Source organism: Streptomyces ovatisporus (genome assembly GCF_042653885.1).
Classification (GTDB): Bacteria; Actinomycetota; Actinomycetes; order Streptomycetales; family Streptomycetaceae; genus Streptomyces; species Streptomyces ovatisporus.
In genome coordinates, this window is sequence record NZ_JBHSFH010000003.1 from 11928 (window position 1) to 38684 (window position 26757).

The 26757-nt window shown below is 71.8% G+C and carries 18 protein-coding genes, 3 pseudogenes and 1 riboswitch; of the genes and pseudogenes, 14 read left to right on the forward strand and 7 right to left on the reverse strand.

The window, feature by feature from the left end:
• Positions 1-51 precede the first annotated feature (51 nt).
• Positions 52-1227: a helix-turn-helix transcriptional regulator gene (locus ACFPA8_RS01830; RefSeq protein ID WP_386441213.1), complete on the forward strand. Its 1176-nt coding sequence runs from the start codon at positions 52-54 to the stop codon at positions 1225-1227.
• On the opposite strand, the gene ACFPA8_RS01835 is transcribed toward ACFPA8_RS01830, so the two are convergent.
• Positions 1218-2141 (reverse strand): SDR family oxidoreductase, encoded by a 924-nt coding sequence (locus ACFPA8_RS01835; RefSeq protein WP_386441216.1) that lies wholly within the window; start codon positions 2139-2141, stop codon positions 1218-1220. The genes ACFPA8_RS01830 and ACFPA8_RS01835 overlap by 10 nt on opposite strands.
• A 308-nt stretch (positions 2142-2449) precedes the next feature.
• Here ACFPA8_RS01835 and ACFPA8_RS01840 point away from each other — a divergent pair, with 308 nt between their 5' ends.
• Entirely contained in the window at positions 2450-2968 is a 519-nt protein-coding gene (locus ACFPA8_RS01840; RefSeq protein WP_386442755.1) for a DUF4240 domain-containing protein, read from the forward strand.
• Between the two features lie 126 nt (positions 2969-3094).
• Here ACFPA8_RS01840 and ACFPA8_RS01845 read toward each other — a convergent pair whose 3' ends face one another.
• Positions 3095-3616 carry a GNAT family N-acetyltransferase gene (locus tag ACFPA8_RS01845; protein WP_386441219.1) on the reverse strand — a complete coding sequence of 174 codons (522 nt, stop codon included), beginning with the start codon at positions 3614-3616 and terminating at the stop codon, positions 3095-3097.
• Between the two features lie 131 nt (positions 3617-3747).
• Here ACFPA8_RS01845 and ACFPA8_RS01850 point away from each other — a divergent pair, with 131 nt between their 5' ends.
• The 3 genes from ACFPA8_RS01850 to ACFPA8_RS01860 all read left to right on the forward strand — a co-directional run bounded on the left by ACFPA8_RS01850 (position 3748) and on the right by ACFPA8_RS01860 (position 7091).
• On the forward strand, positions 3748-4731 hold the full coding sequence (locus tag ACFPA8_RS01850) for a TIGR01777 family oxidoreductase (protein WP_386441222.1): 984 nt from the start codon (positions 3748-3750) through the stop codon (positions 4729-4731).
• A gap of 289 nt (positions 4732-5020) precedes the next feature.
• Positions 5021-6610, forward strand: coding sequence for an FAD-dependent oxidoreductase (locus tag ACFPA8_RS01855; protein ID WP_386441225.1), 1590 nt, complete (start codon positions 5021-5023; stop codon positions 6608-6610).
• 193 nt (positions 6611-6803) lie between these two features.
• Complete coding sequence (locus ACFPA8_RS01860; protein WP_386441227.1) at positions 6804-7091, forward strand: hypothetical protein; 288 nt, start codon at positions 6804-6806, stop codon at positions 7089-7091.
• Positions 7092-7208: 117 nt separating this feature from the next.
• Here ACFPA8_RS01860 and ACFPA8_RS01865 read toward each other — a convergent pair.
• A pseudogene (locus ACFPA8_RS01865) lies at positions 7209-7624 on the reverse strand (DnaJ family domain-containing protein).
• A 306-nt stretch (positions 7625-7930) separates the two neighbouring features.
• Positions 7931-8059, reverse strand: coding sequence for a hypothetical protein (locus ACFPA8_RS01870; RefSeq protein WP_386441230.1), 129 nt, complete (start codon positions 8057-8059; stop codon positions 7931-7933).
• A gap of 141 nt (positions 8060-8200) precedes the next feature.
• Between ACFPA8_RS01870 and ACFPA8_RS01875 the strand changes: the two genes are divergently transcribed.
• The 3 genes and pseudogenes from ACFPA8_RS01875 to ACFPA8_RS01885 form a co-directional block, all read left to right on the forward strand.
• Entirely contained in the window at positions 8201-8728 is a 528-nt protein-coding gene (locus ACFPA8_RS01875) for a TerD family protein (protein ID WP_386441233.1), read from the forward strand.
• A 122-nt stretch (positions 8729-8850) separates the two neighbouring features.
• Positions 8851-10737: a Na+/H+ antiporter NhaA gene (gene nhaA, locus ACFPA8_RS01880; RefSeq protein ID WP_386441236.1), complete on the forward strand. Its 1887-nt coding sequence runs from the start codon at positions 8851-8853 to the stop codon at positions 10735-10737.
• 69 nt (positions 10738-10806) lie between these two features.
• Positions 10807-10941 (forward strand): annotated as a pseudogene (locus ACFPA8_RS01885) (VOC family protein); the annotation flags it as partial.
• 24 nt (positions 10942-10965) lie between these two features.
• Here ACFPA8_RS01885 and ACFPA8_RS01890 read toward each other — a convergent pair.
• Positions 10966-11544 (reverse strand): histidine phosphatase family protein, encoded by a 579-nt coding sequence (locus tag ACFPA8_RS01890; protein WP_386441239.1) that lies wholly within the window; start codon positions 11542-11544, stop codon positions 10966-10968.
• 282 nt (positions 11545-11826) lie between these two features.
• Here ACFPA8_RS01890 and ACFPA8_RS01895 point away from each other — a divergent pair, with 282 nt between their 5' ends.
• Positions 11827-12051, forward strand: coding sequence for a CbtB domain-containing protein (locus ACFPA8_RS01895; RefSeq protein ID WP_386441242.1), 225 nt, complete (start codon positions 11827-11829; stop codon positions 12049-12051).
• A gap of 18 nt (positions 12052-12069) precedes the next feature.
• Entirely contained in the window at positions 12070-12840 is a 771-nt protein-coding gene (locus ACFPA8_RS01900; protein ID WP_386441245.1) for a CbtA family protein, read from the forward strand.
• Between the two features lie 152 nt (positions 12841-12992).
• Here the strand turns inward: ACFPA8_RS01900 and metE are convergent, their stop codons facing one another.
• The gene (metE, locus tag ACFPA8_RS01905; protein WP_386441248.1) at positions 12993-15332 is read right to left on the reverse strand and encodes a 5-methyltetrahydropteroyltriglutamate--homocysteine S-methyltransferase; all 2340 of its coding nucleotides are present in this window, start codon (positions 15330-15332) and stop codon (positions 12993-12995) included.
• Between the two features lie 137 nt (positions 15333-15469).
• A riboswitch (cobalamin riboswitch) is annotated at positions 15470-15691 on the reverse strand.
• 388 nt (positions 15692-16079) lie between these two features.
• Here metE and ACFPA8_RS01910 point away from each other — a divergent pair.
• Positions 16080-17489 carry a cytochrome P450 gene (locus ACFPA8_RS01910; RefSeq protein WP_386441251.1) on the forward strand — a complete coding sequence of 470 codons (1410 nt, stop codon included), beginning with the start codon at positions 16080-16082 and terminating at the stop codon, positions 17487-17489.
• Positions 17490-17621: 132 nt separating this feature from the next.
• On the opposite strand, the pseudogene ACFPA8_RS01915 reads toward ACFPA8_RS01910, so the two are convergent.
• Positions 17622-18332 (reverse strand): annotated as a pseudogene (locus ACFPA8_RS01915) (VWA domain-containing protein); the annotation flags it as partial.
• A 110-nt stretch (positions 18333-18442) separates the two neighbouring features.
• On the opposite strand from ACFPA8_RS01915, the gene ACFPA8_RS01920 reads away from it, so the two are divergent.
• The 3 genes from ACFPA8_RS01920 to ACFPA8_RS01930 all read left to right on the forward strand — a co-directional run bounded on the left by ACFPA8_RS01920 (position 18443) and on the right by ACFPA8_RS01930 (position 26654).
• Positions 18443-18730 carry a DUF1360 domain-containing protein gene (locus ACFPA8_RS01920; protein ID WP_386441253.1) on the forward strand — a complete coding sequence of 96 codons (288 nt, stop codon included), beginning with the start codon at positions 18443-18445 and terminating at the stop codon, positions 18728-18730.
• 258 nt (positions 18731-18988) lie between these two features.
• Positions 18989-19147 (forward strand): DUF7196 family protein, encoded by a 159-nt coding sequence (locus tag ACFPA8_RS01925; protein WP_386441256.1) that lies wholly within the window; start codon positions 18989-18991, stop codon positions 19145-19147.
• An 868-nt stretch (positions 19148-20015) separates the two neighbouring features.
• Positions 20016-26654: an Ig-like domain repeat protein gene (locus ACFPA8_RS01930; RefSeq protein ID WP_386441259.1), complete on the forward strand. Its 6639-nt coding sequence runs from the start codon at positions 20016-20018 to the stop codon at positions 26652-26654.
• Positions 26655-26757: the final 103 nt, after the last annotated feature.

The following is a 26757-nucleotide window of genomic DNA, read 5'->3' on the forward strand; positions in this document are numbered from 1 at the left end:
CCGCCCGGCACGGCGGTTCCCGCCGCCGGGTGCCGGCGGCAGAATGCTGCCATGCGCGCGTCCCGGCTGATCAGAATGGTGCTGCTGCTCCAGACCCGCAGTGCGATGACAGGCGCCGAACTCGCCGCGGAGCTGGAGGTGTCGGAGCGCACGGTCTCCCGCGACGTGCTGGCGCTGTCGGAGGCCGGTGTCCCCGTCTACGCGGACCGCGGACGCAGCGGCGGCTACCGCCTCGTCGGGGGTTACCGGACCCGTCTGACGGGGATCGCGCGCAGCGAGGCCGAGGCCCTCTTCCTCTCCGGGGTGCCGTCCGCGCTGCGGGACATGGGGCTCGCGGACGCGGCGTCCGCGGCGCGGCTGAAGGTCTCCGCGGCGCTGCTGCCGGAGCTGAGCGACGCCCCGCACACCGCGGCCCAGCGGTTCCATCTCGACGCCCCCGGCTGGTGGCAGGCGCCGGAGGAACCGCCGCAGCAGCTGCCGGCGCTGGCGGAGGCGGTCTGGGACGACCGGCGCGTGCGCGTGCGCTACCGGCGCCGGGGGAACGACGTGGAACGCGAGCTCGAACCGTACGGACTCGTGCTGAAGGCCGGCGTCTGGTATCTGGCGGCCCGGGTGGCCGACGGGGGCGACCGGCGCGTGTACCGGGTGGACCGGGTCGCGGACGTCGTGGCGGGAGGCGGACGCTTCGAGCGGGACGAGGACTTCGACCTGCCCGCTTTCTGGGAGGAGCGGTCCGCGGCGTTCGCCCGGTCGATCCTGCGGGACGAGGTCGTGTTGAGGCTGACGCCCGCCGGGAGGCGGAGGCTGCGGCATGTGACCGACCGGAGGGCCGCTGAGGAGGCACTGGCGAAGGCGGAGCCGCTGCCGCGGGCGGACGGCGACGCCGGGCGCGCGGAGGACGCGGGGGACGCGGAGGAAGCGGAACAGGCCGAACAGGCCGAACAGGCCGAAGGTGCACGGGGCGACGGGCGTCCCCGAGCCGGCGGGCCCGGGGAGGACGACGACGTCCGGGTCGTACTGGCCGTGGAGTCGCTGGACGTCGCCCACTCCCAGCTGCTCGCCCTCGGCCCGGAGTGCGAGGTGCTCGAACCCCTCGCGCTCCGGGCCCGGTTCGCGGGCGCGGCACGCCGCATGGCCGCGCTCTACGAAGACGTCGGGCACGCCCCGGAAGCGCCGGACGCGGCCCCTGCCGCCCGGGAGGACCTCCCGGTCACGGATCAGCGGTAGCCGGTGACGTCGGCCGGCCTGCCTTCCTGCTCGACCTCCGTGATGTAGCGCCAGGCGTCCGGGGCCGACCCGTCCACGTCGGTGAATCCGTACTCCTGGGCGAGGCCGCCGCTGGAGAGCGACCGGCCGTTGAAGCGGGCCACGTCGGGATCTGCGGCCAGCGCCGCGACGGCCCGCCCGACGAACGTGGGCGACTCCGAGATGGCGAAGTGCGGGTCCTGGGCGGTGCCTTCACGCCAGTTCTCCTCCGTCACCTTGAACGCGGTGTCGAGCATGAACTCCGACCGCAGCCAGCCCGGCGTGACGCAGACCGCGGTCGCGCCGTGCTCGGGCAGCTCCTCCGCCAGTCCCACCGTCATTCTCAGCGGACCGTACTTCGCCAGGTCGTAGTAGAAGGGCTTGCGGTAACGGGTGTTGAACTCCGCGGTCCCGTCGGTGACTTCGACGACCAGGCCGCCGGGGCGGCGGATGAGCAGCGGGATGGCGTACCGGCTGGTGACGATGTGGGACTCCACGGCGAGCCGCAGGATGCGCAGTCCCGCGTCCAGGTCGTGCTCCCACATCTTCTTGTCCCACTCGACGAGGTGGTCACCGCCCCAGATGTCGTTGACCAGCACGTCGAGACGCCCCTGCTCGCGGTCGATCCGCTCGACGAGCTCCTTCACCTGCCCGGGTTCGAGGTGGTCGGTGGGCACGGCGACGCCCCGGCCGCCCGCCTCCTCGACCCGTTCGGCGGTGCCCTCGATGGTCTCGGACGCGCGGCCGATCTCGCTGACGTGTTCGCGGGTGGTGCGGCCCGTCACGTAGACGGTGGCGCCCGCCCTGCCCAGTTCGACGGCCATGGCGCGGCCCGCGCCTCGCGTGGCGCCCCCCACCAGTGCGACCTTGCCGGTCAGCGGCGATGCATTGCTCATTCCTGTGTCCCTCCGGTGCGTACGGCCCCGGCGCCCGTGCCGTACGGCTCACGGCGTACGGCACGCGGAGTGCGGCGGAGGCTGTACGGGATCTCCTGTGCCCAGCACGTTCGCACGGATACCGGACATCTCCTGTCGTGCTTTCTCGGTCGCACCGCTGCTCGCCCCCGAACCTGCGGTGAAGGCTGTTCCGTGGGATGGTCACAACAACCACACATTGAGCTCTTGACGCGCCCTGGTAACGACAAGGCGGCATCCGAGGGAGTCCGCGTGCGTCGGGCGGGTACAAGGCGGATGCTGTGTTCGTGATGGACGAGACCGAGTTCTGGGCGCTGATCGATTCCACCCGCGAGGACGCCGAGGGCGACCCCGAGGAGCAGGCCGACCTGCTCATCGAGCGGCTGACCCGGCTCGATCCGGAAGCCGTGATGTTCTTCGCCCGGCATTTCGAGTCCCGCTACAACCGGGCGAGCCAGTGGGATCTGTGGGCCGCGGCGTGGATCCTGCTCGACGGCGTCAGCGACGACGCGTTCGACTCGTTCCGCTGCTGGCTCATCGGCCAGGGCCGTGAGGTCTTCGAACACGCGGCGCACGACGCCGACTCCCTGGCCGACGTGCTCGAAGGGTTCGACGAGGAGCTGGACGGCGACGCAGAGGACCTGGGATACGCCGCGGACGAGGCGTACGAGCAGCTCACCGGCGTGATCATGCCGGACCTGGGTCTGCCGGAAACACCCGAGGACCCGACGGGCGTCGCCCTCGACCTGGAGGACGACGAGGCACTCGCCGAGCGGCTGCCCAAGCTCTGGGACCGCTTCCGCGGCTGACCAGCGGCGGAGGGCGGGAACACGCAGGAGCGCAGGACGCGCAGGGCGCTCAGCCCCGGCGAAACGCGAAACGCGGAATGGGGAACGCGGAACGCGGAATGGGGCCGTCGGGCTGGGCTCCGGCCGTCAGACGGCGTCCAGCCGACGCCCCATCAGGACGTCGTCCACGTACTCGCCGTCGAGCAGGAACTCCCCCGGCAGTACGCCCTCCACGGCGAAGCCCGCCGCCTCGTAGAGCCGACGGGCAGGCGCGTTGTGCGCGAGCACGCGCAGCGTGATCCGCCGTGCGCCCTCCCCGCGCGCCCGTTCGCATGCGGCCTCCAGCAGGGCGTGACCGGCGCCGCGCCCGCGGGCGGCGGGATCGACGGCGAGGCCCTGTATCTGCCGGACGTGCGCGTTGCTCGCAAGGTCCGTGGGCGGTACGAGCCGCAGATAGCCGACGACGCCCGGACCGGCCAGTTCCGCGACGAGGTAATGCGCGGGCAGATGCGCCGGGTCGAAGAAGGGCGCGTACGGCGGGCGGGGCGGAGGCTGGACGGAGTGGAGCCTCGACCAGCAGCGCCTGTCGAGCTCCGCGAGCGGGTCTTCGTCGGCGTGGGTCGCTGCGCGTACGGCCGGTGTCGCCGGCATGGCTTGCGTGGACGGCATGCGCGCAACCCTGCACCGGCGGCCCGCACGCCGCCACCGGTTTCCCGGCCGGACCGCGTCCGCCCCAAGTCCCCGCAGATGGCCCGTGCCCGGCGCTTCAGCATGGCGGTCCCAGACGGCAGGATGACCTCATGCGTATCGCGGTCACCGGTTCCACCGGCCTCATCGGCACGGCTCTCACGCGCTCGCTCCGCGCGGACGGGCACGACATCGTCCGGCTCGTGCGGCGCTCCTCGCAGGACGCCCGGCGCTACGAGGGCGCGGCGGCGGCCGGACGTCCCGCTCCGGAAGGCGGGAGCACAGGCGGCTCGCCGGCGGGGAGCGCGGAACGGCCGCCCTCCGAGGTCAGGTGGGACCCCAAGGGCCAGTACGTGCAGGTGGAGGGTCTGGCCGGCTGCGACGCCGTCGTCCACCTTGCGGGCGCGGGTGTGGGCGACCGCCGCTGGACACCCGCGTACAAGAAGGAGATCCGCGACAGCCGGGTGCTGGGCACCGCCGCCCTCGCGGACGCGCTCGCGTCCCTCGACGAGCCGCCGCGCACCCTGATCGTCGGCACGGCGATCGGTTACTACGGCGAGACGGGCGACCGCGCCGTCGACGAGAGCGCACCGCCCGGTGAGGGTTTCCTGCCCGACGTCTGCCAGGAATGGGAGGAGGCGGCGGCCGCCGCGGAGGAGGCCGGAATCCGCACGGTCTACGCACGCACCGGCCTGGTCGTCGCACGCGGCGGCGGAGCGTGGGGGCGGCTCTTCCCGATCTTCAAGGCCGGCCTCGGCGGGCGGCTCGGCGACGGGACCCAGTACTGGAGCCACATCGCACTGCACGACCACATCGCCGCCCTGCGTCACCTGCTGGACCACGAGGACCTGTCCGGGCCGTTCAACCTGACCTCGCCGGAGCCCGTCACCAACCGCGAGGTGACCGCCGCGATGGGCCGTGTCCTGCACCGTCCGACGCCGTTCCCGGTACCCGCGCCGGTGCTGAAGGCGGCACTCGGCGAGTTCGCCGGGGACGTGCTGGGCAGCCAGCGGGTCCTGCCGAAGCGATTGCTGGACTCGGGCTTCAGATTCGCGTTTTCGAACATCGATGACGCGGTACGCGCCGCACTGCGCTGACAGTACGCACGGGCGTCCGCGCAGGCGGGCAGGGACCCGGGGCAGAGCTCTGCGGAAGGCCGGGGGCCTGCACCCGGGGCAGGGCACCGCACGGCGAGGCGTCCGCGACGTGCTGCGGCTGCGCACCGAAGCGGTGTGCGACCGGCGTGCGTCCGTGCTCTGCCCGTGTGCCACTGACCGCAACCTGACCGCTGCGTAGAGTCCTGAACTCCACGGTTCACTCGCGCTGGTTCGGGGCAGGACGACCGCAGGACGGCCCCCGCACCGCGCGCCGACCACGGGAGGCACCGTGCACTCCAGCGACACTGCACGCTCCGGACCGCCGCACACCCCGGACGCCGATGTCGTCGTCATCGGCGCGGGTCTCGCCGGGCTCGCGGCAGCCCACCACCTGACCCGGGCCGGGCTGCACGTCACCGTCCTGGAAGCCACGCCCCGGGTGGGCGGCAGGATGGCCACGGAACGCGTCGACGGTTACCTGCTGGACCGCAGCGGACGACTGCTGTGCCCCGCCTGGCCCGAGTTCGCGCGGCTGCCCGCGCTGGCGCAACTGGAGCTGCGGCACTTCGCGCCGGGCGCGCTGCTGCGCACCGACGGCCGCACGCACCGCGTCGGCGACCTGCAACGCCTGAACGGCCGCCGCGCGGCCCGCTCCGCCCCGGCACAGCGCACCGGCACGCCGGACGCCGCCGCAGCCACGGCCGCGGGTGCTGCGGCGCCGCCCGGTGTCCGTACGGGACGCACGGGACTCACGGGACGGGCCGACGCGCACGCGGACCGCTCCGAGCCCGTCGCACGGGCGGAACGGGCCGCGCGGACGGAACGTACCGATCGGCGGCGCACGAGGGGCGCACTCACCACTGCGCGCGCCCTCACCAGCGCACGCAGCCGCGCCGCCGTGACGGGCGCCCTCGACACCGCCCGGCTGCGCAACGCATTGGCCAGGTTCGCCGCCGTACCGTCCGACCGGCTGCTGGCCCGCACCGAACTCCCCGCCGCCCAGGCCCTGTCCACCCGCGGCCTGCCCGCCCGTACGGTCGGCTCCCTCGTACGTCCGCTGCTCGCGGCGCTGCTCTCGGACCCCGGCCTGACGACCTCCAGCAGGGTCGCCGACCTGGCGCTGCGCGGGTTCGTGCGGGGCGGCTGCTGCGTGCCCGCGGGGGGCATGGCGGCAGTGCCCGATCTGCTGGCCGCAGAACTGCCCCCGGGCACGATTCGTACGGACGTGCACGCCGTGTCCGTCACCACGAACTCCGTCACGACCCGGGACCACGGCACGCTCGCCTGCCGCGCCGTCGTGGTGGCCACCGACGCCGCCGACGCGGGTGAGCTGCTGCCCGGTCTCCGCGTGCCCGGCTTCCACCCCATGACCGTGCTGCACCACGCCGTCGACGAACCGCTGCCGCTGTCGCCCTCCCTGCTGGTGGACGGCGACGCGGACCGGCACGGGCCGGTCTCGCACACCTGGGCCGCCTCCGCCGTCGACCCCACGAGAGCGGAGCCGGGAAGGACCTTGATCACCTCGGTCGTGCTCGGACAGGCCGCCGCCGACCCGGTCACCGTCCTGGACAAGGCCTCCCGTCCCCAACTCGGCACCCTGCACGGCATACCCGCCGACCGCTGGACCCTGCTGGCGGCCCACCACGACGCACGGGCCGTACCCGCCATGCCGGCTCCGCACGACATGCGCCGGCCGGTGCGCGTGCTCTCCGGCCTGTACGTGTGCGGCGAGCACCGTGACACCAGCACGGCTCAGGGCGCGCTCGTCTCAGGGCGGCGCGCGGCGAGTGAGGTGCTGCGGGACTTCGGAATGCCGCTGCCGAAGGAGGAGCCTGCGTCGCAGCCCGCGCCGGGACGCCGTTCTCACGCCGCTGCCTGACCGCTGCCGCAGCGGTGCCGCAGCGGTGACGGGAAGCCGCCTCGCACCACACCCAAAAAATCGAACACACCGGCCCCAATTTCCGTGTTCACCAGGGACGTTGGGGCGTTCGATTGTCAGTGCCGACGGGTATTCTGATGACAGAATCCTGGTGCAGAGGCCAGGCGGATCACGACACTCTTGGAGGTCGCCGATGACCGCAGCGAGCACCCTGACGATCCCGTTGCCGCTCCCCGTGCCGACGTCCCACGCTCAAGTGCCGCTGCCGAAGAAGCGGTTGCCCGCCGGCCGCCCCCGGGAGTGGTACATCTCGCACAACCGCCAGCTGAAGGCGATGCGCCTCGCCATCGCCCTGCTCGACTCCGGCGTCTACACACCGGGGCAGGCGCGGGACCACACGATACGGCGCACGGCGGCCCGTATCGGCGTGCATCCGCCGTCCAACACGACGTGCAGGCTGGTGCGTTCGCTGCTGCCGTAGCCGCCGCGACTCCACCCTCGGAGCCGCCGGGGCCCCCGCCGAGCGCGGGGGCCCCGGCCGTGGACGGGGTCTCCGGCCGGTGGACGGGGTCTCCGGGTGCGCCGCGGGTCCCCTCGCTCAGTCGCCCCGGTCCTGCGCCTCGCCCTCACCGCGCCATTCGGCGACGACGCGGTCCACGTCGTACGGCACCAGATTGTGCGGCGGGCCCGACAGCGGGCGGCGGATCGCCTCACGGATCTTCTCGTTGATCCCCTCCACGATCCGCCGCACCTCCTTCTCCGACCGAGCGCGCGAGGCAGCCCTCAGCGCGTCCTCGGCCTCCTTGCGCAGTGCGAGGGTCGGCGGCAGGTGCGACAGGCCCTCGTCGCGCATCTTCTGCTTCAGCCACCACGTCTCGTCGTACGGGGCGTTCGCGTCCCGGAGCGGCTTCCCCGCCCCGGCAGCCCCTCGAAGGCGCCCCGCTCCTCGGCCTCGCGGATCTGCCGGTCGACCCAGGACTCGAAGCTGACGCCCGGTGGTTTGCGTTCGGTCATGTCCCCATTCTCCCTCGGCCCGGGCAGCGTGGGGCTGCCGTGTCGCCGCCGCCTCCGGGGTCTCGTTCCGTCTCGTCCAGTACTACTTCCACCTAGGGTGCGTCGTTTGGATCTTCGTGGGTCGGCGAGCGGCGTCCGGTGCGTCCAGATGCCAGGCGGAGGATCGCCCTCGTACTGGGCGTACTCGGGCGACTCCGACAACGCAGCAGATGGGCGGGCCGGGCGTCGCGAGCCCGCGAAGATCCAAACGACGTGCCCAAGGGCACGGCTGATGCGGGCGGCGCCGGAACGCCTGGAGGCGCAGAGTCACGAGCGCTCGGCCACGGCCTGACGCGCCGGCTCACGGTCGAGGGCGTCGAGGCGCACGCCCCGCACGACGGCCGCCGGCATGCCCGTACCGCCCACCACCAGGGCGGGCGGAGCTTCTTCGGCCACCGTGCGCCTCCATCGGGCCGGGACGTGCCCGGGGTTGCGCCGGACTCCCTTGACCGCGTTCCAACTGAGTCCTCCGCCAGTACAGTTGAGCATGTGAGCGCGGTCGCTTCCCGCCACATCCGCACGGAGGAAGGGACGTTTGTGAGCATCAGCAAGGGACTCGGAAAGGTCGGGGTGGCTCTGAAGTGGGACCCCAGTCCCATCGGTGCACCAGTGCACGATCTCGACCTCGTGGCCGCCACGTACACGGCTGACGATCCGTACGGAAAGCCCGCCTACCTCGTCACCTTCGACAGCCGCTCACCCGACGGCACGATCACCCTCAACCGGGACAGCCGTACCGGGCAGGGCTTCGGACCCGACGAGGCCATGACGCTCGAACTGGAGCGGCTCGCCCCCACCTACACGCGGGTGATCGTGGGGGTCGTCATCCAGCAGAGCGGCGGACGGATGACGTTCGGCGACGTACCCAACACCGCCGTGTCCGTCGCGGAGGGCTACACGCAGCTGGCGGACGACGACTTCGCGGGCGTCGCCGGCGCCACCGCCGCGATCGTCGCGGAGTTCTGCCGCCTCGAATCCGGGGAGTGGGAGCTGCGGGCGGGCGTCCGCGGTTTCGACGCCGAACCGGAGGAGTTCGTCGCGCTGATGGGGAAGAAGACCCCCTGACCCCGGGCGGCCGTGAGTGAGGCCGCGAGACCCGGCCCCGTGGCCGCACCGCCGCCGGCACCAGGCGCGACGCACGTCCGGGGTGCTGGGCCGCCTCGTCGCCCCCGGGGCAGACTTGCCGGATGAACGAGTCCCGGGGGCCCCGCACGGGGCAGACCGAACGGAGCCACTGGGCGACGCTCCAGCGCCCACTGCGCCGCTTCCTGCGCACCGAGACCGGCAGCGCAGCGATGCTGCTGGGTGCGACCCTGGCCGCACTCGTCTGGGCGAACCTCGACTTCGCGTCGTACGAGCGCCTGTGGGCGACGCGGCTCTACGTCGGCCTCTCCGACGCACGGATCTCGCTCGACCTGCACGGCTGGGTCAACAGCGGGCTCATGACGTTCTTCTTCTTCGTGGTCGGGCTGGAGGCGCGCCGCGAGTTCGACATGGGCGACCTGCGGGAACGCCGCCGCGTCACCCTGCCCGTCCTCGCCGGGATCGGCGGCATGGCCGTGCCCGTCGCGATCTACCTGGCCTTCAACGCGGGACGCCCCACCGCACAGGGGTGGGGCACCGCGATGTCGACGGACACGGCTTTCGCGCTGGGCATGCTGGCCCTGGTCGGGCCGCGCTTCCCGAGGCGGCTCCGGGCGTTCATGCTCACCTTCACCGTCGTGGACGACGTCATCGCCCTGGCGGTCATCGCCCTCGTCTACAGCGAACAGATCGCCCGCGGCCCGCTGCTGACGGCGTGCGTCATCTTCGCGGTGGTGCTCCTCGTCCGCGCTGCCGGTGTGACCTCGGGTCTCGTGTACGCGGTGCTGGGCGTGGCCCTGTGGGTGGCGATGTTCGAGTCCGGGGTGGATCCGGTCACCACGGGTCTGGTGCTGGGACTGCTCACGTACGCCTATCCGGCGTCCCGCGGCGACCTGGAGCGGGCGAGCGGCCTCTTCCGGCTCTTCCGCGAGCAGCCCACGGGGGAGCTGGCCCGTACGGCGCGGGTGGGGCTGACGGCCGCGATCTCGCCGAACGAACGTCTGCAGGAGGTCTTCCACCCGTGGACGAGCTACATGATCGTGCCGCTGTTCGCCCTCGCCAATGTGGGGGTCCCGCTGACGGAGGAGCTCCTCTCACGCGCCTTCACCTCTCCCCTCACCTACGGCATCCTCTGCGGCTTCGTGCTGGGGAAACCCGTCGGCATCGTCGGCGTCTCCTGGCTCGTGACCCGGCTCAGCCGTGGCCGGCTGCGCCCGCCGGTGGGCTGGGCCGCCGCGGCGGGCGGCGGCACGATCGCCGGCATCGGCTTCACCGTCTCGCTGCTGATCGCCGGACTGGCCTTCCGCGGAACGGAGTTGGAGGAGGCGAAGATCGGCGTACTCAGTGCGGCGCTGTGCGCGTCGGCCCTCACCTGGGGGCTGTCGAGGGCGACGGCGCTGCTGCCGCACCGGCTCCGGGGCCGGGCCCTGCTGGGCCTGTCCGACCCCGTCGTCGACCTGGCCTCGGTCGTCGACGAGGAACGCGACCACGTACGGGGCCCCGCGAAGGCCGTCGTGACGATCCTCGAGTACGGCGACTACGAATGCCCCTACTGCAGCGGCGCGGACCCTGTCGTCCGAGAACTGCTCGGTGAGCACGACGACGTCCGGCACGTGTGGCGTCACCTGCCGCTGACGGACGTGCATCCGAACGCGCAGCTCGGTGCCGAAGCCGCCGAGGCCGCCGCCGCGCAGGGCGCGTTCTGGGAGATGCACGAGTGGCTGCTCACGCACCAGGACCGGCTGCGGGTGCCGGACCTGGTGCGGCAGGCGGAGGCGTTCGGGCTGGACACCGACCGCTTCCGGGAGGACCTGCGGGACCGCGTCGGCCAGGACCGCATCGTGGAGGACCTCGACTCCGCCGACGAGAGCGGCGTCTCCGGCACGCCGACGTTCTTCGTCAACGGGCGCCGGCACCGCGGCGGTTACGACAAGGACAGCCTGTACAAGGCGGTGAAGGCCGCGCGGGTACGGGCGCACCTGGGTTCGTGACGCGTGTTCCTGCGCCGGTGCCCGCGGCTCCGTCCATACGCTGCGGAAACAGCCCGCACGCAGCACTCGGTCACGGCACCCCTCGACCGCAGAGCCGAACTGCGCTGCTACGCAAGGGATCCCGACGGCTATCTCATCGAGGTGGGGCAGGCCACGGGCCTGCTGGAGAGTGTGCTCGCCGACCCTCCCGCCGGGCGGGGGTGAGAGCGGGCGCCCGGCGGCCGGCGGTCAGCGAGGACCGAGCGGCGTCCCCGTGCGGACGTTCCATCGCCCGGCTCTGCCGCTGAACTCCGTCGCGGTCAGCGGTTCGACGTCCACCCGCCACAGGCCCTGCGCCGGCGCGCCCAGCGCGCACAGCACCGCCGCGCGCACGACGTCGGGCTCCACCACGGCCAGCACCCGGCCGGGCCGTGCCGCCAGTTCCGTCAGCCACTCCTCCACCCGGGCGCACAACTCCCGTACGGATTCGCCCCCGTGGGGCGCGCTCCCGGGATCGGACAGCCAGCGTCCCACGCCTTCCGGCTCGGCTGCCGTGACCTCGTCGAGAGTCCTCCCCCGCCAGCGGCCCATCGCACATCCGGCTGCCTGCGGCGCCGGGACCACGGGCAGACCCAGTGCACCGGCCGTCTGCTCGCAGCGCCGCACCGGGGAGGCGAAATGGCGTACGGGCGGAGCCGCCGGAAGAGTCCCGGCCGCCGCGGACGCGGACTGCAGGCCCGCCGCGGTCAGTCCGCTGCCCGAGTCGAAGCGGAACTCGTCCGACGCTTCGCTGCGGGCGGGCGAGATCAAAGTCACTCGGCTGGTCATCTTCCCCTCCTCCACCGCGAACTGAAGCCCTGCACAAGGGAGTTGAACAGGCGGACCGCTCTCCGGCACCGCGTGCGGCCTTGGCCGGGCAGCCCCCCTCGCGGTACCTTCCGCAGGTATCGACGGCAGGGCGGAAGCCGGTGGGAATCCGGCGCGGTCGCGCCACTGTATGCCCCTTCCGGATCGCTGCCGCGCGCAGCGTACGGGCGGGACGAGTCAGACCCGCCGTGCCGTCACGGGCTCCACCAACAGGGACGCGAGTTCCCAGCAGGAGGTCATGTCATGGCACAGTCCATCGCCCCGCCGTCCACCGGCACCCCCACCGCAGTCCCGGCTCCCCTGCCGGTCAGGACGATCCTGCCGTGGGCCGTCTTCTTCGGGCTTCTGACGCTGATCGCGCTCTACTTCGTCGGCGCGGAGCAGGGTGCCACCTCTGTCTTCGCCGGAACCGGCGTGCACGAGTGGGTCCACGACGGACGCCACCTTCTCGGCTTCCCCTGCCACTGACAGGGGAGGAAGCACACCTTGAACTCCTCGACAGTGCGGGTTCTCCTCGTACGCGGCATGCTCGCCGGTCTCGTCGCAGGCGTGTTCGCCCTGGTCACGGCCTACTTCCTCGGTGAGCCGCAGATCGACGCCGCCATCGCGTACGAGGAAGCCCATACACACGCGCACGAGCACGGCCCGGAAGTCGTCAGCCGTTCCGTGCAGTCCACCGCCGGACTGGCCACCGGCGTGCTCGTCTACGGCGTCGCCGTCGGCGGCATCGCCTCGCTCGTCTTCAGCTTCGCGCTGGGACGGGTGGGCGGCCTCAGCCCGCGCGCCACGGCGCTGCTGCTCGCCGGCGCGGCGTTCGTGAGCGTCTACCTCGTGCCGTTCCTGAAGTACCCGGCCAATCCGCCCTCGGTGGGCGACCCGGCCAGCCTCGACAAGCGCACCGCGCTGTTCTTCCTCATGGTGGTCCTCGGTGTGCTGCTGGCGGTCGCGGCGACGATCGCGGGCAGGCGGCTGGCTCCGCGGCTGGGCAACTGGTACGCGACCGTCGTCGCCTGCCTCGGCTTCGCCGCAGCCGTGGGGATCGCCTACGCCTTCCTGCCGTCCATGAGTGAACTGCCGGAGCACTTCCCGGCGTTGCTGCTCTGGCGGTTCCGCGTCTCGGCGCTCGCCGTGCAGCTGGTGCTGTGGGCCGCCTTCGGCCTGACGTTCGCGCACTTCGCCCAACGGGCCCTGCAGGGCGCGTCCGGCGAACGCGGCGGCACCGGGAGGACGGCCGCGGCGGCAGCCGCCCCGGGCTGACCGGCCCGGCCGGCACCCGGCTGGTCGCGGACTCCCGGAACACCGCCGCTGCCACGGACCTCGTCAAGAGGCCCGTGGCAGCGGCTTGTTCGTCGTCCGGGTTCTTCATGGCCACGGGCCGTCCGCCCCCGCGGACGGTTCACGCGGACGGTTCACCCCGCGGACGGTTCACGCGGCGGTCCGCCCACCTCCGCCCGCAGTGTCCGTGCCGCGGCCACAAGGTTCTCCAGCGCCGCCCGTACCTCGGGCCGGCCGCGCGTCTTCAGCCCGCAGTCCGGGTTGACCCACAGCCGCTCCGGCGGGATGGCCGCGAGCCCTTTGCGCAGCAGCGACGCCATTTCGTCCGCCGTCGGCACCCGCGGCGAGTGGATGTCGTAGACGCCGGGGCCGACTTCACGCGGATAGCCGGCGGCGGCCAGCTCGTCCGCGACCTGCATGTGCGAGCGGGCGGCCTCCAGGCTGATGACGTCGGCGTCGAGGTCGTCGATGGCCGGGAGGATGTCGCCGAACTCCGCGTAGCACATGTGGGTGTGGATCTGGGTGTCTGCCCGTACGCCGGCGGTGGCCAGGCGGAAGGACTCGGTCGCCCACGCCAGGTATTCGGCGCGCCGGGCCGCCCGCAGCGGGAGGCTCTCCCGGAGCGCGGGCTCGTCGACCTGGATCACGGCGGTTCCCGCGGCCTCCAGATCGGCGACCTCGTCGCGCAGGGCGAGAGCGACCTGCCGTGCGGTCTCGGCCTCCGGCTGGTCGTCGCGTACGAAGGACCAGGCGAGCATGGTGACGGGGCCCGTCAGCATCCCCTTCACGGGGCGCCGGGTCTGCTCCTGGGCGTAGCGCGTCCACGCGACGGTCATCGGCGCGCGGCGTGAGATGTCCCCGGCGATGATGGGCGGACGGACGTAGCGCGTGCCGTAGGACTGGACCCAGCCGTGCTGCGTCGCGACGCAGCCGTCGAGCTGCTCGGCGAAGTACTGCACCATGTCGCTGCGTTCGGGCTCACCGTGCACCAGCACGTCGAGTCCGGCCTGCTCCTGGAAGTGGATCACCTCGCGGATCTCGGCTGCGATGCGCCTGTCGTAGCCCTCGGCGTCCAGCCGGCCCGCCCTCAAGTCGGCGCGGGCTGCCCGAAGTTCACCTGTCTGCGGGAAGGAGCCGATGGTGGTGGCCGGCAGCGGCGGCAGTTTCAGCTTCGCCCGCTGGGCGGCGGCCCTCTCGGGATAGGGCTGCGCGCGGCGCGTCCCGGCTTCGGTGACGGCCGCGGCCCGTGCCCTCACAGTCGCGTCACGGGTGAGCTTCGAGGACGAACGGGAGGCGAGCGCTGAGGAGTTGGCGGCGAGCAGCCCCGCGATGATCCCGGTGCCCTCGCTCAGTCCCTGGGCCAGGGTGACGGCTTCCTCCGCCTTCTGCCGGGCGAAGGCCAGCCAGCGCCGGATCTGCGGGTCGATGTCACGCTCGACGGCTGCGTTCAGCGGTACGTGCAGCAGGGAGCAGGACGGTGCGACGTCCACCCGCTCGGCGAAGCCGAGCAGCGAGACCAGTGTGGCCAGCGACCTCTTCAGGTCGTTGATCCACACGTTGCGGCCGTCCACGACTCCGGCGATCAGCCGCTTGCCCGGCACCCCGCCCGCACGCGCCAGATCGTCGAGGTTGGCGGCGGCGGGACCGGTGAAGTCCATCGCGAGGCCCTCGACGGGAGCCTTGGCCAGGACGCGCAGCGCCTCGCCGAGACGGTCGAAGTAGGAGGCCACCAGCAGCTTCGGCCGGTCGGCCAGGGCGCCCAGCTCACGGTAGGCGCGGGCAGCGGCGTTCAGCTCCGCGGGGCTGCGGTCCGCCACGAGTGCGGGCTCGTCGAGCTGGACCCACTCGGCGCCCGCCGCACGCAGGTCGGCGAGCACCTCCGCGTAGACGGGCAGCAGCCGGTCCAGCAGCGTCAGAGGCTCGAAGTCGCCGGGGGCTCCGGGCGCGGGCTTGGCGAGCAGCAGATAGGTGACGGGCCCGACGAGCACCGGGCGTGCGGTGTGGCCCTGGGCGACTGCCTCGGCGAGTTCGCCCGTCTGCTTGCCGGAGTTCGCGGAGAAGACCGTGCCGGGGTCCAACTCCGGTACGAGGTAGTGGTAGTTGGTGTCGAACCACTTCGTCATCTCCAGGGGCGCCACGTCCCGCGTGCCGCGTGCCATGGCGAAGTAGCCGTCCAGTGCGTCGGCTTCGGCCGCGGCGCGGTGCCGTTCCGGGACGGCACCGACCATGACGGTCGTGTCCAGCACGTGGTCGTAGAGGGAGAAGTCCCCCGTGGGGACCTCGTGGAGGCCGGTGCGCGCGAGCTGCCGCCAGTTGTCCCGGCGCAGTCGGGCAGCGGTCCGGTGCAGCTCGTCTGCGGTGACGCGGCCCTTCCAGTATCCCTCGACGGCCTTCTTCAGCTCACGGCCGGGCCCCTGCCGGGGGTAGCCGTGGACGGTGGCACGGGAGGCCGCGGCTGCGGACTTGGTGGTCACTCAACTCTCCTTCGCGAGTCTCGCCGGTGTCCCCGGGAGCCGGGCGCGAGCAGGAGAGGTGACGCGGCGGCACGTACTGCGTGCTCGCCTTCCGCCGCCGACCCGCCCTCGAGGTCACCGAGATCGCCGCGCACGCGTCACGTGCACGGGCAGTGGCAGGTCTTCGGACTCGTGGGCGTGCCGTGTCCGTCACGGACCGGCTCCTACTTGCCGTCGCTTCCCGGGCCCGTACGGGCCCAGTGCGTCTGACGGCGTTCGTTCCCACTCACCGCTGCGGGGCAGTTCCGGATTCGCACCGGATTCCCTCTTGCGACCCCCTGCCTGGCGGACAGGGCGAACCGACCGCCCTTCAAGCGTACGAGCGCGCGGGACGCGGCGGCAAAGGCCGGCGGTGAGGGGTTGCTCATGCCCGAGGGCGGTTTGAAACGCAGTACGCGGGGGCGGGCGTGCGCGCTGCGGCCGGGAGCCGTCCGCGGGGAGTCCCGCACCGCGTGGTCCGCTTGCCTGCTCCTCCCTGCGCCGACGGAGGGGGCCGTCCCGTCCGCGGCGGTGTGGCGGGCCCCTCGGGGCGGCCGCCGGTCCCAAGCTGCTCCCGGAGAGTCACCGCCCGCCCCGCCGCCGCGGCGCCCCGGACGGCCCAGCGGTACGTGCTGTGCCGCACTGCGCCGTCCCCCGGCCCGGGGCCCGTGCGCTGCCCGTGCCGGAGCGGCGACGAAGCCCCGTCAACACGTGACAGGAGAGACGACCATGCAACTCCCCGGACCCGCCGAGTCCGCCTCGATCACCCCGCCCGCGGACCTTCCGCCCGAGGCGAACCCGGCAGACCCCCGCTTCTGGCAGCTGCCGCACGACCAGCGACTGGCGGTGTTCGCGAAGCTGCGGAGCCGGGAGTCGCCGGAGTTCTTCAGCCCTCCGGCCGGTGCCCTGCGCCGAGGGAACCAGCCGGGTTTCTACGCTCTGGTCAGGCACGAGGACGTACGCGAGGCCAGCCGCAACCCCGCCGTGTTCGGGAGCGCGCCCGGTGTGACCACGCCGCTGCCCGCCCGGTGGGTGCAGACCCTGTTCGGGCAGTCCATGGTCAATCTCGACGGTCAGGAGCACGCACAGCTCCGGAAGATCGTCTCGCGCGCCTTCAGTCCGCGTCTGCTGGCGCAGGCGGAGCGGGACATCCACGACGTCGTGGCGCGGGTCGTGGAGGAAGCGGTGGAGCGCCCGTCACGCGAGTTCGTCACCGCCGTCGCCTCCCGCGTGCCGTTCGAGGTGGTGTGCAACATGATGGGCATCCCCGAACGGCACCGGCCGCGTATCCTCGCCCAGCTCAACGACGCCTCCGAGGACATCGGCGTGGGGCGGGGAGCGCGCCGGAGGTTCCGCGTCCCCGGCAAGGGCCTGCGGGCCCTCGCCCGTATGCACGTCATGATCGCCAGGCTCGCCCGTGAGCGGCGGCGGCGTCCCACGGACGACCTCATCTCCGCACTCGTCACCGCCGACGTCGACGGGGAATGCCTGGGCAACCGTCAACTGGGGGCGTTCTTCACCCTGTTGATGGTCGCGGGTGTGGAGACCACCCGCAACGCCATCTCGCACGGGCTCTCGCTGCTCGGCGACCACCCGGAGCAACGCGACCTGTGGGCCGGGGACTTCGAGAAGTACGCCGACTCGGCCGTGGACGAGATCGTGCGCTGCTCGACACCCATCATCCAGTTCAAACGCACCCTGAGACGCGACCACGTGGTCGGCGGACGCACCCTGCGCGAGGGCGAGATGGTCGCCATGTACTACGCCTCCGCCAACCGCGACGAGGCCGTCTTCCCGTTCCCCGACGTCTTCGACATCACTCGCGACCCCAATCCCCACCTCGGATACGGCGGCGGCGGGCCCCACTACTGCCTCGGCGCGCACCTCGCCCGGCAGGAGCTGAAGGCCCTGTTCCGGCTGCTGCTCGACGGGTCCGTGGCGATGCGCGCGGCAGGCCCGCCCGAGCTCGTGCCCTCCAGCTTCGACAACCGCATCCGGTCGCTCCCCTTCGGCCTCGGCAGCTGCCCGGCCTCCAGCGACTCCGCGGCACACGGCAGTTCCACGGCACCGGACTCCGCGGACGGCGCGGACGGCGCGGACGGCACTGAGTGTCCGGTGTCCGGAGCGCGGGAGGCGTAAGGGCCGCTGTCGAGCCGGGCAGTCCGCGGGGCCGGCGTCCCGCACTGCCCGGCCGCCGTCGCTCCCGGGCGCCACCGTTCATCGGCTCCTCCCACCCCGACCGGAGCGCTCGTCCCCGGGGAGGGTGCCGGGTCAGATCACACGGAACAGGTCGGCGGCGGTGTGGACGTCCGTGAGGTCGTCGATGGTACGGAGGTTGTCGCACAGGGACTCCAGGACCGAGCCGGTCTCGGTGGCGTCCGGGGTGGCGATGGCGACGCCGAAGAGGCGGAAGTCCAGGCGGTGCTTGGCCTCGTTCCAGCCGCGCACCCACTTCTCCGAGACCTCGCACGCGTCGTCGGTGATCATCACGATGTCGCCGCGTCTGCGGGCCGTGTCGTCGAACTCCTCCTCCAGCAGTTCCGCAGCCGTGCCCAGCGGGCGCTGGAAGTCGGTGCCGCCGCCGAGGAAGGTCTCCGCGAAGTCGAGGACATCGGCGATACCGGCAGGCCGGTCGCCGGGGAAGCGGAAGACCTGGATCTTGTCGGCGGCGGAGAACAGGATGCCGACGAAGTCACGCCCGGCATGGCGGGCCTGGTCGAGCAGGGCCAGGGCGCATGCCTTGGACCATGCCTCGCGGGTGATTTCGCCGGGCCCTTCCGCGTACATGGAGTGCGAGGTGTCCACGCACGCGATGACGGCGCCCTGGCCGGTGGTCTGCTCGCCCTGGGTGTCGTACAGCATCAGCGCCCCGGCGGCGTAGCGCGCGGCGAACACCGCACGCAGCTCCGGCACGCCGAGGACCGCCAGTTCGGAGGGGATGACTCGGGAGAGGTCGTCGCCGAGGGTGACGCCGACCAGTTCCACTCCCCCGATGGACCCTCACGCAAGATCGAGGCCGGCGGAGGTCCGCGCACCTCCGATTTCCGTACGGGGGGCTGTTCTTGAGATCGCGTCACCGTACGATGAATGCCATGAATGTAGTGGTGTTTCTTCTGGCCCTGGGCATCACTTGTCGTATTACACGACTCATAACGAAGGATACGCTCGCCGCCGGTTTCCGCTCCTGGACGGCGCAACGATTCGGCGACGACTCGAAGTTCGCCTATCTCGTCACATGCAGCTGGTGCACCAGCATCTGGGTGGCCGCCGCTGTCGTTCCCGTCGCTTTCGTCGCGGGGAGCACGGTCGCCTTCCAGGGAGTGGCGATGGTGCTGACGCTGTCGTATCTCAGCGGCGTGGCATCCAACTGGCTCGACTGACCGAGGTATTGAGGTCCGGCCCGGGTGTCGGACGGCGCCGAAGCGGGGAAACTGGGCGTCGAGGGGGAATTCGTCCACGCCCCTTCCCTGGGCGGACTGCTCCCCTTCCGCGCCCCGGCGGTTCCGCCGTCACTTCATCGTGAACTCCCGGGCACACGGCACGCTTTCAGGGAACCGGGGCTCGGTGCCGCCTGCTGTCGGCGAGCGCAAGTGAACTCGCACCGGGGTGGAGTCGGCCAGGCTGAAGGAGAATTCGCGATGGGATGCAACTGCGGCGGACGCAGCCGCCGGACCGTCACCGTTTACCGGCTCGTGCTGCCGAACGGTGCGGGACACGACTACGTCACCCGGCAGGAGGCCGAGGCGGCGAAGCAGCGAAGGGGCGGCACGGGAAGGATAGTCGTCGTCAACCGATAGCCGGACGGCACTGGTCGGCGGCTCGTCCGCCCGGGTTCGGGCACGCCGCACACAGTGCCCCGCACGTACATTCGCCGGCTGCCGGCGTGCTCCTCGGAGCACGCCGGCATTGTTGTACCCGGACACAATCCTTACGATTACCCGAACGCAGGCTGCCTGTGATTCAGGGCGTACAACCGGCGTATGCAGCAGGCGCGTTGGACAAGGGGAACGTGCCGTGCTTTTCAGCCGCCCCGCTTGACAGAGGGCGGCTCCTCTCCATTCCCGGTCTCCGTCACGCGGCGTCACGGGATGGGCGAATACCGGCCCGCAGACGACGAGTTCACCTTCACCGTCCCGGAAGGCCGCCAGAAGCGGTTTTGCGGGTGCACCCAACGTCCCGTCAGGGGGCGCAAAGTTCTGGTACGGGGCAGGCGTGCGGGCGCTCCGAGAAGTTCGACACCCCACGACAGTTCACTGCGCGTCGAGGGCCCGCCCGGTTCGCCCCCCTCCCAGCGACGGGAAAGCGCCCCACTTCACGGCCCGACCAGGTCTCTGCACGTGACTTTCGGCCTTTCATGCCCGTGCGCCGTAGCGCGGGGACCCAGAGGTGATTGCACCCCTCACTCCGTACCGCGCTCCGCCATCCGGGGGTAATTGCCGCCGCACGTATGGCCCAAGCGCTGTATTCGGGCGCCTACTTGAGACATCGCCGGGCGAACGGCACAGGGCCGTGGCCCTGAATCGCTCCCCGTCGGAACCGAGTTCGTCTGCCTCCTCCCAGCCCGGAGAGGAAGAGGGCCCGAGCAGAGGCACCGATTCACCGGGGCTGCAATTCCGTCAGCCCGCGAGATCCGTGAATTCCACGCAATCCGTGAAAGAGGCTTCCATGCCCAGTACGACCACGACCATATCCTCGGCACCCGACCCGTCCGTCTGCGGCGAACTCGTCACGTTCACCGCGCAGGTGACCGTCGTCCCTCCCGACACAGGGACACCGACAGGCACCGTCACCTTCATCGTCAGTGACGACGGACCCTCGATGACCGTTCCGCTGGACGGAGCGGGCCAGGCGCAGGCCGTGTTCAGCGGCCTCGGTACGGGAACGCACGACGCGGTAGCCCTGTACTCCGGCGACGGCACGTTCGACCCCTCGGCGTCCACCCTCGATCAGCAGACGGTCACTCAGGCCGCCTCGACGACGGTGGTCGCCGCAGACCCGGACCCCTCGGTCTGCGGGCAGCTCGTCACGCTCTGCGCGACCGTCACCATCGACCCGCCCGGTGCGGGCACGCCCACGGGCACGGTCACCTTCACCGGCCCCGGGGGTTTCACCGACAGCGCGACGCTCGACGCGAGCGGTGAAGCATGCGTGTCGACAACGGAGTTGACCACGGGCACCGTCACAGCGACCTGGGTGGGCGACGACTGCGCGACCGGCTCGGCCGGCACTGTCGACGTCACCGTCGGTCCGGCGAGCTCCACCACGACAGTCACCGCGAGCCCGAACCCGGCCGTCTGCGGCGAAGTGGTCGAGGTCTGCGCAGTCGTCACCACCGACGCGCCGGGGGTGGGCATTCCCACCGGCACCGTCACCTTCACCGCAGGCGGCGGGTTCAGCCAGACGGTCACGCTCGACGCCGCCGGCGAGGCGTGTCTGACGAGCAACGCGCTGCCCGACGGCACCGTCACCGCCACCTACAACGGCGACACCTGCAATCTCTCCTCGGTCGGGACCGTCGACCTCGTCCTCGTACCGGCGGAAAGCAGCACCGTCGTCACAGCGACGCCGAACCCGGCCGTGTGCGGCGAACCGGTGGAGCTGTGCGCCTTCGTGACCGCCGACCTGCCCAGCACCGGTACGCCCACCGGCACCGTCACCTTCACCGGACCCGGCGGCTTCACCCAGACCGTCACCCTCGGCGGCGGCCAGGCCTGCCTGACGAGCAACACGCTGCCCGCCGGGACCCTCACGGCCACCTACAACGGCGACGCGTGCTTCAACGGCTCGTCGTCCACCACCGAGTTCGTCCTCACGCCTGCTACCACCACGACCACCGTCACTGTCGTGCCGGACCCGTCGGTGTGCGGCGAACTGGTCGAGGTCTGCGCCGTCGTCGCCGCAGACGCACCCAGCACCGGTACGCCCACCGGAACCGTCACCTTCACCGGACCCGGCGGACTCAACCTGACCGCCACCCTCGACGGCACCGGCCAAGCCTGCCTGACGACGACGTCGTTGACGAGCGGCACGCTCGTCGCGACCTACAACGGCGACGCATGCAACAGCGGTTCCGCCGGTACGACCGTGGTCACCGTGGCGCCCGCCGAGACGACGACGGCCCTGACCGCCGTCCCGGACCCGTCCGTGTGCGGCCAGTCCGTACAGCTGTGCGCCACCGTCACCACCAACGCACCCGGCTCGGGTACTCCGACAGGCACCGTCACCTTCACCGGACCCGGCGGACTCAACCAGACCGCCACCCTCGACGGCACCGGCCAGGCCTGCATCACCACCACCGGCCTGGAATCCGGAACCGTCACCGCCACCTACAACGGCGACACCTGCCACAACGCCTCGACCGACACGGCAGCCGTCACCGTGGACCCGGCCGGCACGACGACCGTCGTCACCGCCGTCCCGGACCCGTCCGTGTGCGGCCAGTCCGTACAGCTGTGCGCCACCGTCACCACCGACGCACCCGGCTCGGGCACACCCACCGGAACCGTCACCTTCACCGGACCCGGCGGACTCAACCAGACCGCCACCCTCGACGGCACCGGCGAAGCCTGCGTCACCACCACGACCCTCGCCACCGGAACCGTCACCGCCACCTACAACGGCGACGGTCCCTGCTTCGCCGGATCGGTCGGCACGTTCGACGTGACGGTGGGCCCCGCCGACACCGTCACTGTCGTCACCGCCGACGTGAACCCGTCGGTGTGCGGGCAGCTGGTCGAGCTGTGCGCCACCGTCACCACGACCCCACCCGGCTCCGGCACACCCACCGGAACCGTCACCTTCACCGGCCCGGGCGGACTCGCCGAGACCGTCACGCTCGACGGCACCGGCCAGGCCTGTACCACCACCACCGGCCTGGAATCCGGCACCGTCACAGCCGTCTACAACGGCGACACCTGTCACAACGCCTCGACGGGGACGCTGGCCGTCACGGTCGACCCGGCCTCGACGACGACCTTCGTCACCGCGACCCCGGACCCGTCCGTCTGCGGCCAAACCGTCGAGGTCTGTGCCACCGTCACCATCGACGCACCCGGCTCGGGCACGCCGACGGGCACGGTCACCTTCACGCTGCCGAGCGGGGCGGAGAGCACCGTCCCCGTGGACGGCACCGGTGAAGCCTGCTTCACCACAACCGAGTTGACGAGCGGCACCGTCGTCGCCGTCTACAACGGCGATGCCTGCGCGACCACTTCGACAGGCACGTTCGTCGTCTCGGTGACACCGGCGGCCACGAGCACGGCAGTCACGGCCGTCCCGGACCCGTCCGTGTGCGGCCAGTCCGTACAGCTGTGCGCCACCGTCACCACCGACGCACCCGGCTCGGGCACACCCACCGGAACCGTCACCTTCACCGGACCCGGCGGACTCAACCAGACCGCCACCCTCGACGGCACCGGCCAGGCCTGCATCACCTCGACCGTGCTGACCTCCGGCACCGTCACCGCCACCTACAACGGCGAGGGCCCCTGCTTCGACGGCTCCGTCGGCACCACCACGGTCACCGTCAACCCGGCCGACACGACAACCGTCGTCACGGCCGTCCCGGACCCGTCCGTGTGCGGCCAGTCCGTACAGCTGTGCGCCACCGTCACCACCAACGCACCCGGCACCGGCACCCCGACAGGCACCGTCACCTTCACCGGACCCGGCGGACTCAACCAGACCGCCACCCTCGACGGCACCGGCGAAGCCTGCATCACCACGACAGTGCTGACCTCCGGCACCGTCACCGCCACCTACAACGGCGACACCTGCCACAACACGTCCACCGGCACGGACACCGTCACCGTGGACCCGGCCGGCACGACAACCGTCGTCACCGCCGTCCCGGACCCGTCCGTCTGCGGACAGTCCGTACAGCTGTGCGCCACCGTCACCACCAACGCACCCGGCTCGGGCACACCGACGGGCACGGTCACCTTCACCGGACCCGGCGGACTCAACCAGACCGTCACGCTCGACGGCACCGGCCAGGCCTGTACCACCACCACCGGCCTGGAATCCGGCACCGTCACAGCCGTCTACAACGGCGACACCTGCCACAACACGTCCACCGGCACGGACACCGTCACGGTCAACGCGGCCGCGACGACGACCGTCGTCACCGCGACCCCAGACCCGTCCGTCTGCGGCCAAACCGTCGAGGTCTGTGCCACCGTCACCATCGACGCACCCGGTTCGGGCACGCCGACGGGCACGGTCACCTTCACGCTGCCGAGCGGGGCGGAGAGCACCGTCCCCGTGGACGGCACCGGCGAAGCCTGCTTCACCACAACCGAGTTGACGAGCGGCACCGTCGTCGCCGTCTACAACGGCGATGCCTGCGCGACCACTTCGACAGGCACGTTCGTCGCCTCGGTGACACCGGCGGCCACGAGCACGGCAGTCACGGCCGTCCCGGACCCGTCCGTGTGCGGCCAGTCCGTACAGCTGTGCGCCACCGTCACCACCGACGCACCCGGCTCGGGCACACCCACCGGAACCGTCACCTTCACCGGACCCGGCGGACTCAACCAGACCGCCACCCTCGACGGCACCGGCGAAGCCTGCATCACCACGACCGTGCTGACCTCCGGCACCGTCACCGCCACCTACAACGGCGAGGGCCCCTGCTTCGACGGCTCCGTCGGCACCACCACGGTCACCGTCAACCCGGCGAACAGTACGACCGTGGTCACCGCGTTCCCGAGTACCTCGGTCTGCGGGCAGAGCGTCACGCTGTGCGCGGCTGTCTCGACCGCACCTCCCGGTGCGGGTATGCCGACCGGCACGGTCACCTTCACCGGACCCGGCGGACTCAACCAGACCGCCGCCCTCGACGGCACCGGCCAGGCCTGCGTCACCACCACGACCCTCGCCACCGGAACCGTCACCGCCACCTACAACGGCGACACCTGCCACAACGGCTCGTCCGGGACGCGGGCTGTCATCGTCAACGCGGCCGCGACGACCACCGCCGTGAGCGTCTCCCCCAACCCGTCCCAGTGCGGACAGAGCGTGGAGGTCTGCGCCACCGTCACGACCAACGCACCCGGCTCGGGTACACCCACCGGAACCGTCACCTTCACCGGACCCGGCGGACTCAACCAGACGGTCACGCTCGACGGCACCGGTGAAGCCTGCCTGACGACAACGGAGCTGGCTTCCGGGAGTGTCACAGCCGTCTACAACGGCGACGCCTGCCACACCACGTCGACCGGCACCGCGGTCGTCACGGTCAACGCGGCGTCCACGAGCACCTCGGTCACCGCCGTCCCGAATCCCTCGTCCTGCGGCCAGTCGGTGGAGATCTGCGCCACCGTCACGACCAACGCACCCGGCTCGGGCACGCCGACAGGCACGGTCACCTTCACCGGACCCGGCGGACTCAACCAGACCGCCACCCTCGACGGCACCGGCGAAGCCTGCATCACCACCACGACCCTCGCCACCGGAACCGTCACCGCCACCTACAACGGCGACAGCCCCTGCTTCGGCGGCTCCGTCGGCACCACCGCCGTCACCGTCGACCCGGCGGCGACGACCACCGTGGTCACCGCGACACCCAACCCCTCGGTGTGCGGACAGTCCGTCGAAGTGTGCGCCGACGTCTCCTTCAACCTGGTAGGCGGTACGCCGGCCGGCACGGTCACCTTCACCGGACCCGGCGGACTCAACCAGACCGCCACCCTCGACGGCACCGGCCAGGCCTGCGTCACCACCACAACCCTCGCCACCGGAACCGTCACCGCCACCTACAACGGCGACGGGTGCGGGGCACCGTCATCCGGGACCACCCCGGTCGAGGTGAACCCGTCGGCCACCACGACCACTGTCGAGGTCGATCCGGACCCGTCGGTGTGCGGTCAGTCGGTGGCGATCTGCGCCACTGTCACACCTGACATGCTCGGTTCCGGTACGCCGACGGGCACGGTCACCTTCACCGGACCCGGCGGACTCAACCAGACCGCCACCCTCGACGGCACCGGCCAGGCCTGCATCACCTCCACAACCCTGGCAAGCGGAACCGTCACGGCCGTCTACAACGGCGACACCTGCCACACCACGTCCACCGGCACGGACACCGTCACCGTCGGCTCCGCAGCCACGACGACAGCCGTCACCGCGGCACCCAACCCCTCGGTGTGCGGACAGTCCGTACAGCTGTGCGCCACCGTCACCACCAACGCACCCGGCACCGGCACACCCACCGGAACCGTCACCTTCACCGGACCCGGCGGACTCAACCAGACCGCCACCCTCGACGGCACCGGCCAGGCCTGCATCACCACCACAACCCTCGCCACCGGAACAGTCACCGCCACCTACAACGGCGACACCTGCCGCCAGAGCTCCTCGGGCACCGTGGCCGTCACGGTCAACTCCGCGGCCACCACGACCGTCGTCACCGCGACACCCAACCCCTCGGTGTGCGGAGGGTCCGTACAGCTCTGCGCCACCGTCACCACCAACGCACCAGGCTCGGGTACGCCGACGGGCACGGTCACCTTCACCGGACCCGGCGGACTCAACCAGACCGCCACCCTCGACGGCACCGGCCAGGCCTGCGTCACCACCACGACCCTCGCCACCGGAACCGTCACGGCCGTCTACAACGGCGACACCTGCCACACCACGTCCACCGGAATCCGCGCCGTCACCGTCAACTCCGCGGCCACCACGACCGTCGTCACGGCGACACCCAACCCCTCGGTGTGCGGCCAGTCCGTACAGCTCTGCGCCACCGTCACCACCAACGCACCCGGCACCGGCACACCCACCGGAACCGTCACCTTCACCGGACCCGGCGGACTCAACCAGACCGCCACCCTCGACGGCACCGGCCAGGCCTGCATCACCTCCACGACCCTGGCAAGCGGAACCGTCACCGCCACCTACAGCGGCGACACCTGCCGTCAGAGCTCCTCGGGGACGGTGACCGTCACCTCCAACACGACGGGCACGACGCTGACCGCGGGACCGGCGCAGGTCCGGCTGCGCACGAACGGCACGTTCGTCATCCCGGCGATGAGCGCCACGCTCAGGGAGACGGCGACGAACAACCCGATCCAGGGCCGTACGGTGACCTTCATCGCCAACACGGCTGCCGGAGGTTCCACCGTGCTCGGGAGCGCGGTCACCGACGCCTCCGGGGTGGCGACCCTCGCTCCCCCGAACCGCCAGGTCCCGTCGGTGGTCATCACGGCGACCACGTACCGGGCGACCTTCGCGGGGGACGGCTGCCTCAGCCCGTCCACGACGACGGCACCGCTGACGCTCGTTGTGTCGCCGCTGCTGCCCTGACCCTGTCCGTACGACCGCACGATCCAGCACACCCCACGCCGGGCCGCTCTGCGCGGCCCGGCGTGGCCGTGGTGTGCGCCCTGCTGCCGCCGGGCCCCTCGCG

Bases quoted from the DNA above. Each gene is read 5' to 3' on its own strand.
- ACFPA8_RS01830 (WP_386441213.1), top strand. From the start codon at position 52: ATGCGCGCGTCCCGGCTGATCAGAATGGTGCTGCTGCTCCAGACCCGC.
- ACFPA8_RS01920 (WP_386441253.1), top strand. From the start codon at position 18,443: ATGAATGTAGTGGTGTTTCTTCTGGCCCTGGGCATCACTTGTCGTATT.
- nhaA (WP_386441236.1), top strand. From the start codon at position 8,851: ATGAACGAGTCCCGGGGGCCCCGCACGGGGCAGACCGAACGGAGCCAC.
- ACFPA8_RS01895 (WP_386441242.1), top strand. From the start codon at position 11,827: ATGGCACAGTCCATCGCCCCGCCGTCCACCGGCACCCCCACCGCAGTC.
- ACFPA8_RS01890 (WP_386441239.1), bottom strand. From the start codon at position 11,544: ATGACCAGCCGAGTGACTTTGATCTCGCCCGCCCGCAGCGAAGCGTCG.
- ACFPA8_RS01845 (WP_386441219.1), bottom strand. From the start codon at position 3,616: ATGCCGTCCACGCAAGCCATGCCGGCGACACCGGCCGTACGCGCAGCG.
- ACFPA8_RS01835 (WP_386441216.1), bottom strand. From the start codon at position 2,141: ATGAGCAATGCATCGCCGCTGACCGGCAAGGTCGCACTGGTGGGGGGC.
- ACFPA8_RS01930 (WP_386441259.1), top strand. From the start codon at position 20,016: ATGCCCAGTACGACCACGACCATATCCTCGGCACCCGACCCGTCCGTC.
- ACFPA8_RS01850 (WP_386441222.1), top strand. From the start codon at position 3,748: ATGCGTATCGCGGTCACCGGTTCCACCGGCCTCATCGGCACGGCTCTC.
- ACFPA8_RS01840 (WP_386442755.1), top strand. From the start codon at position 2,450: ATGGACGAGACCGAGTTCTGGGCGCTGATCGATTCCACCCGCGAGGAC.
- ACFPA8_RS01860 (WP_386441227.1), top strand. From the start codon at position 6,804: ATGACCGCAGCGAGCACCCTGACGATCCCGTTGCCGCTCCCCGTGCCG.
- ACFPA8_RS01925 (WP_386441256.1), top strand. From the start codon at position 18,989: ATGGGATGCAACTGCGGCGGACGCAGCCGCCGGACCGTCACCGTTTAC.
- ACFPA8_RS01910 (WP_386441251.1), top strand. From the start codon at position 16,080: ATGCAACTCCCCGGACCCGCCGAGTCCGCCTCGATCACCCCGCCCGCG.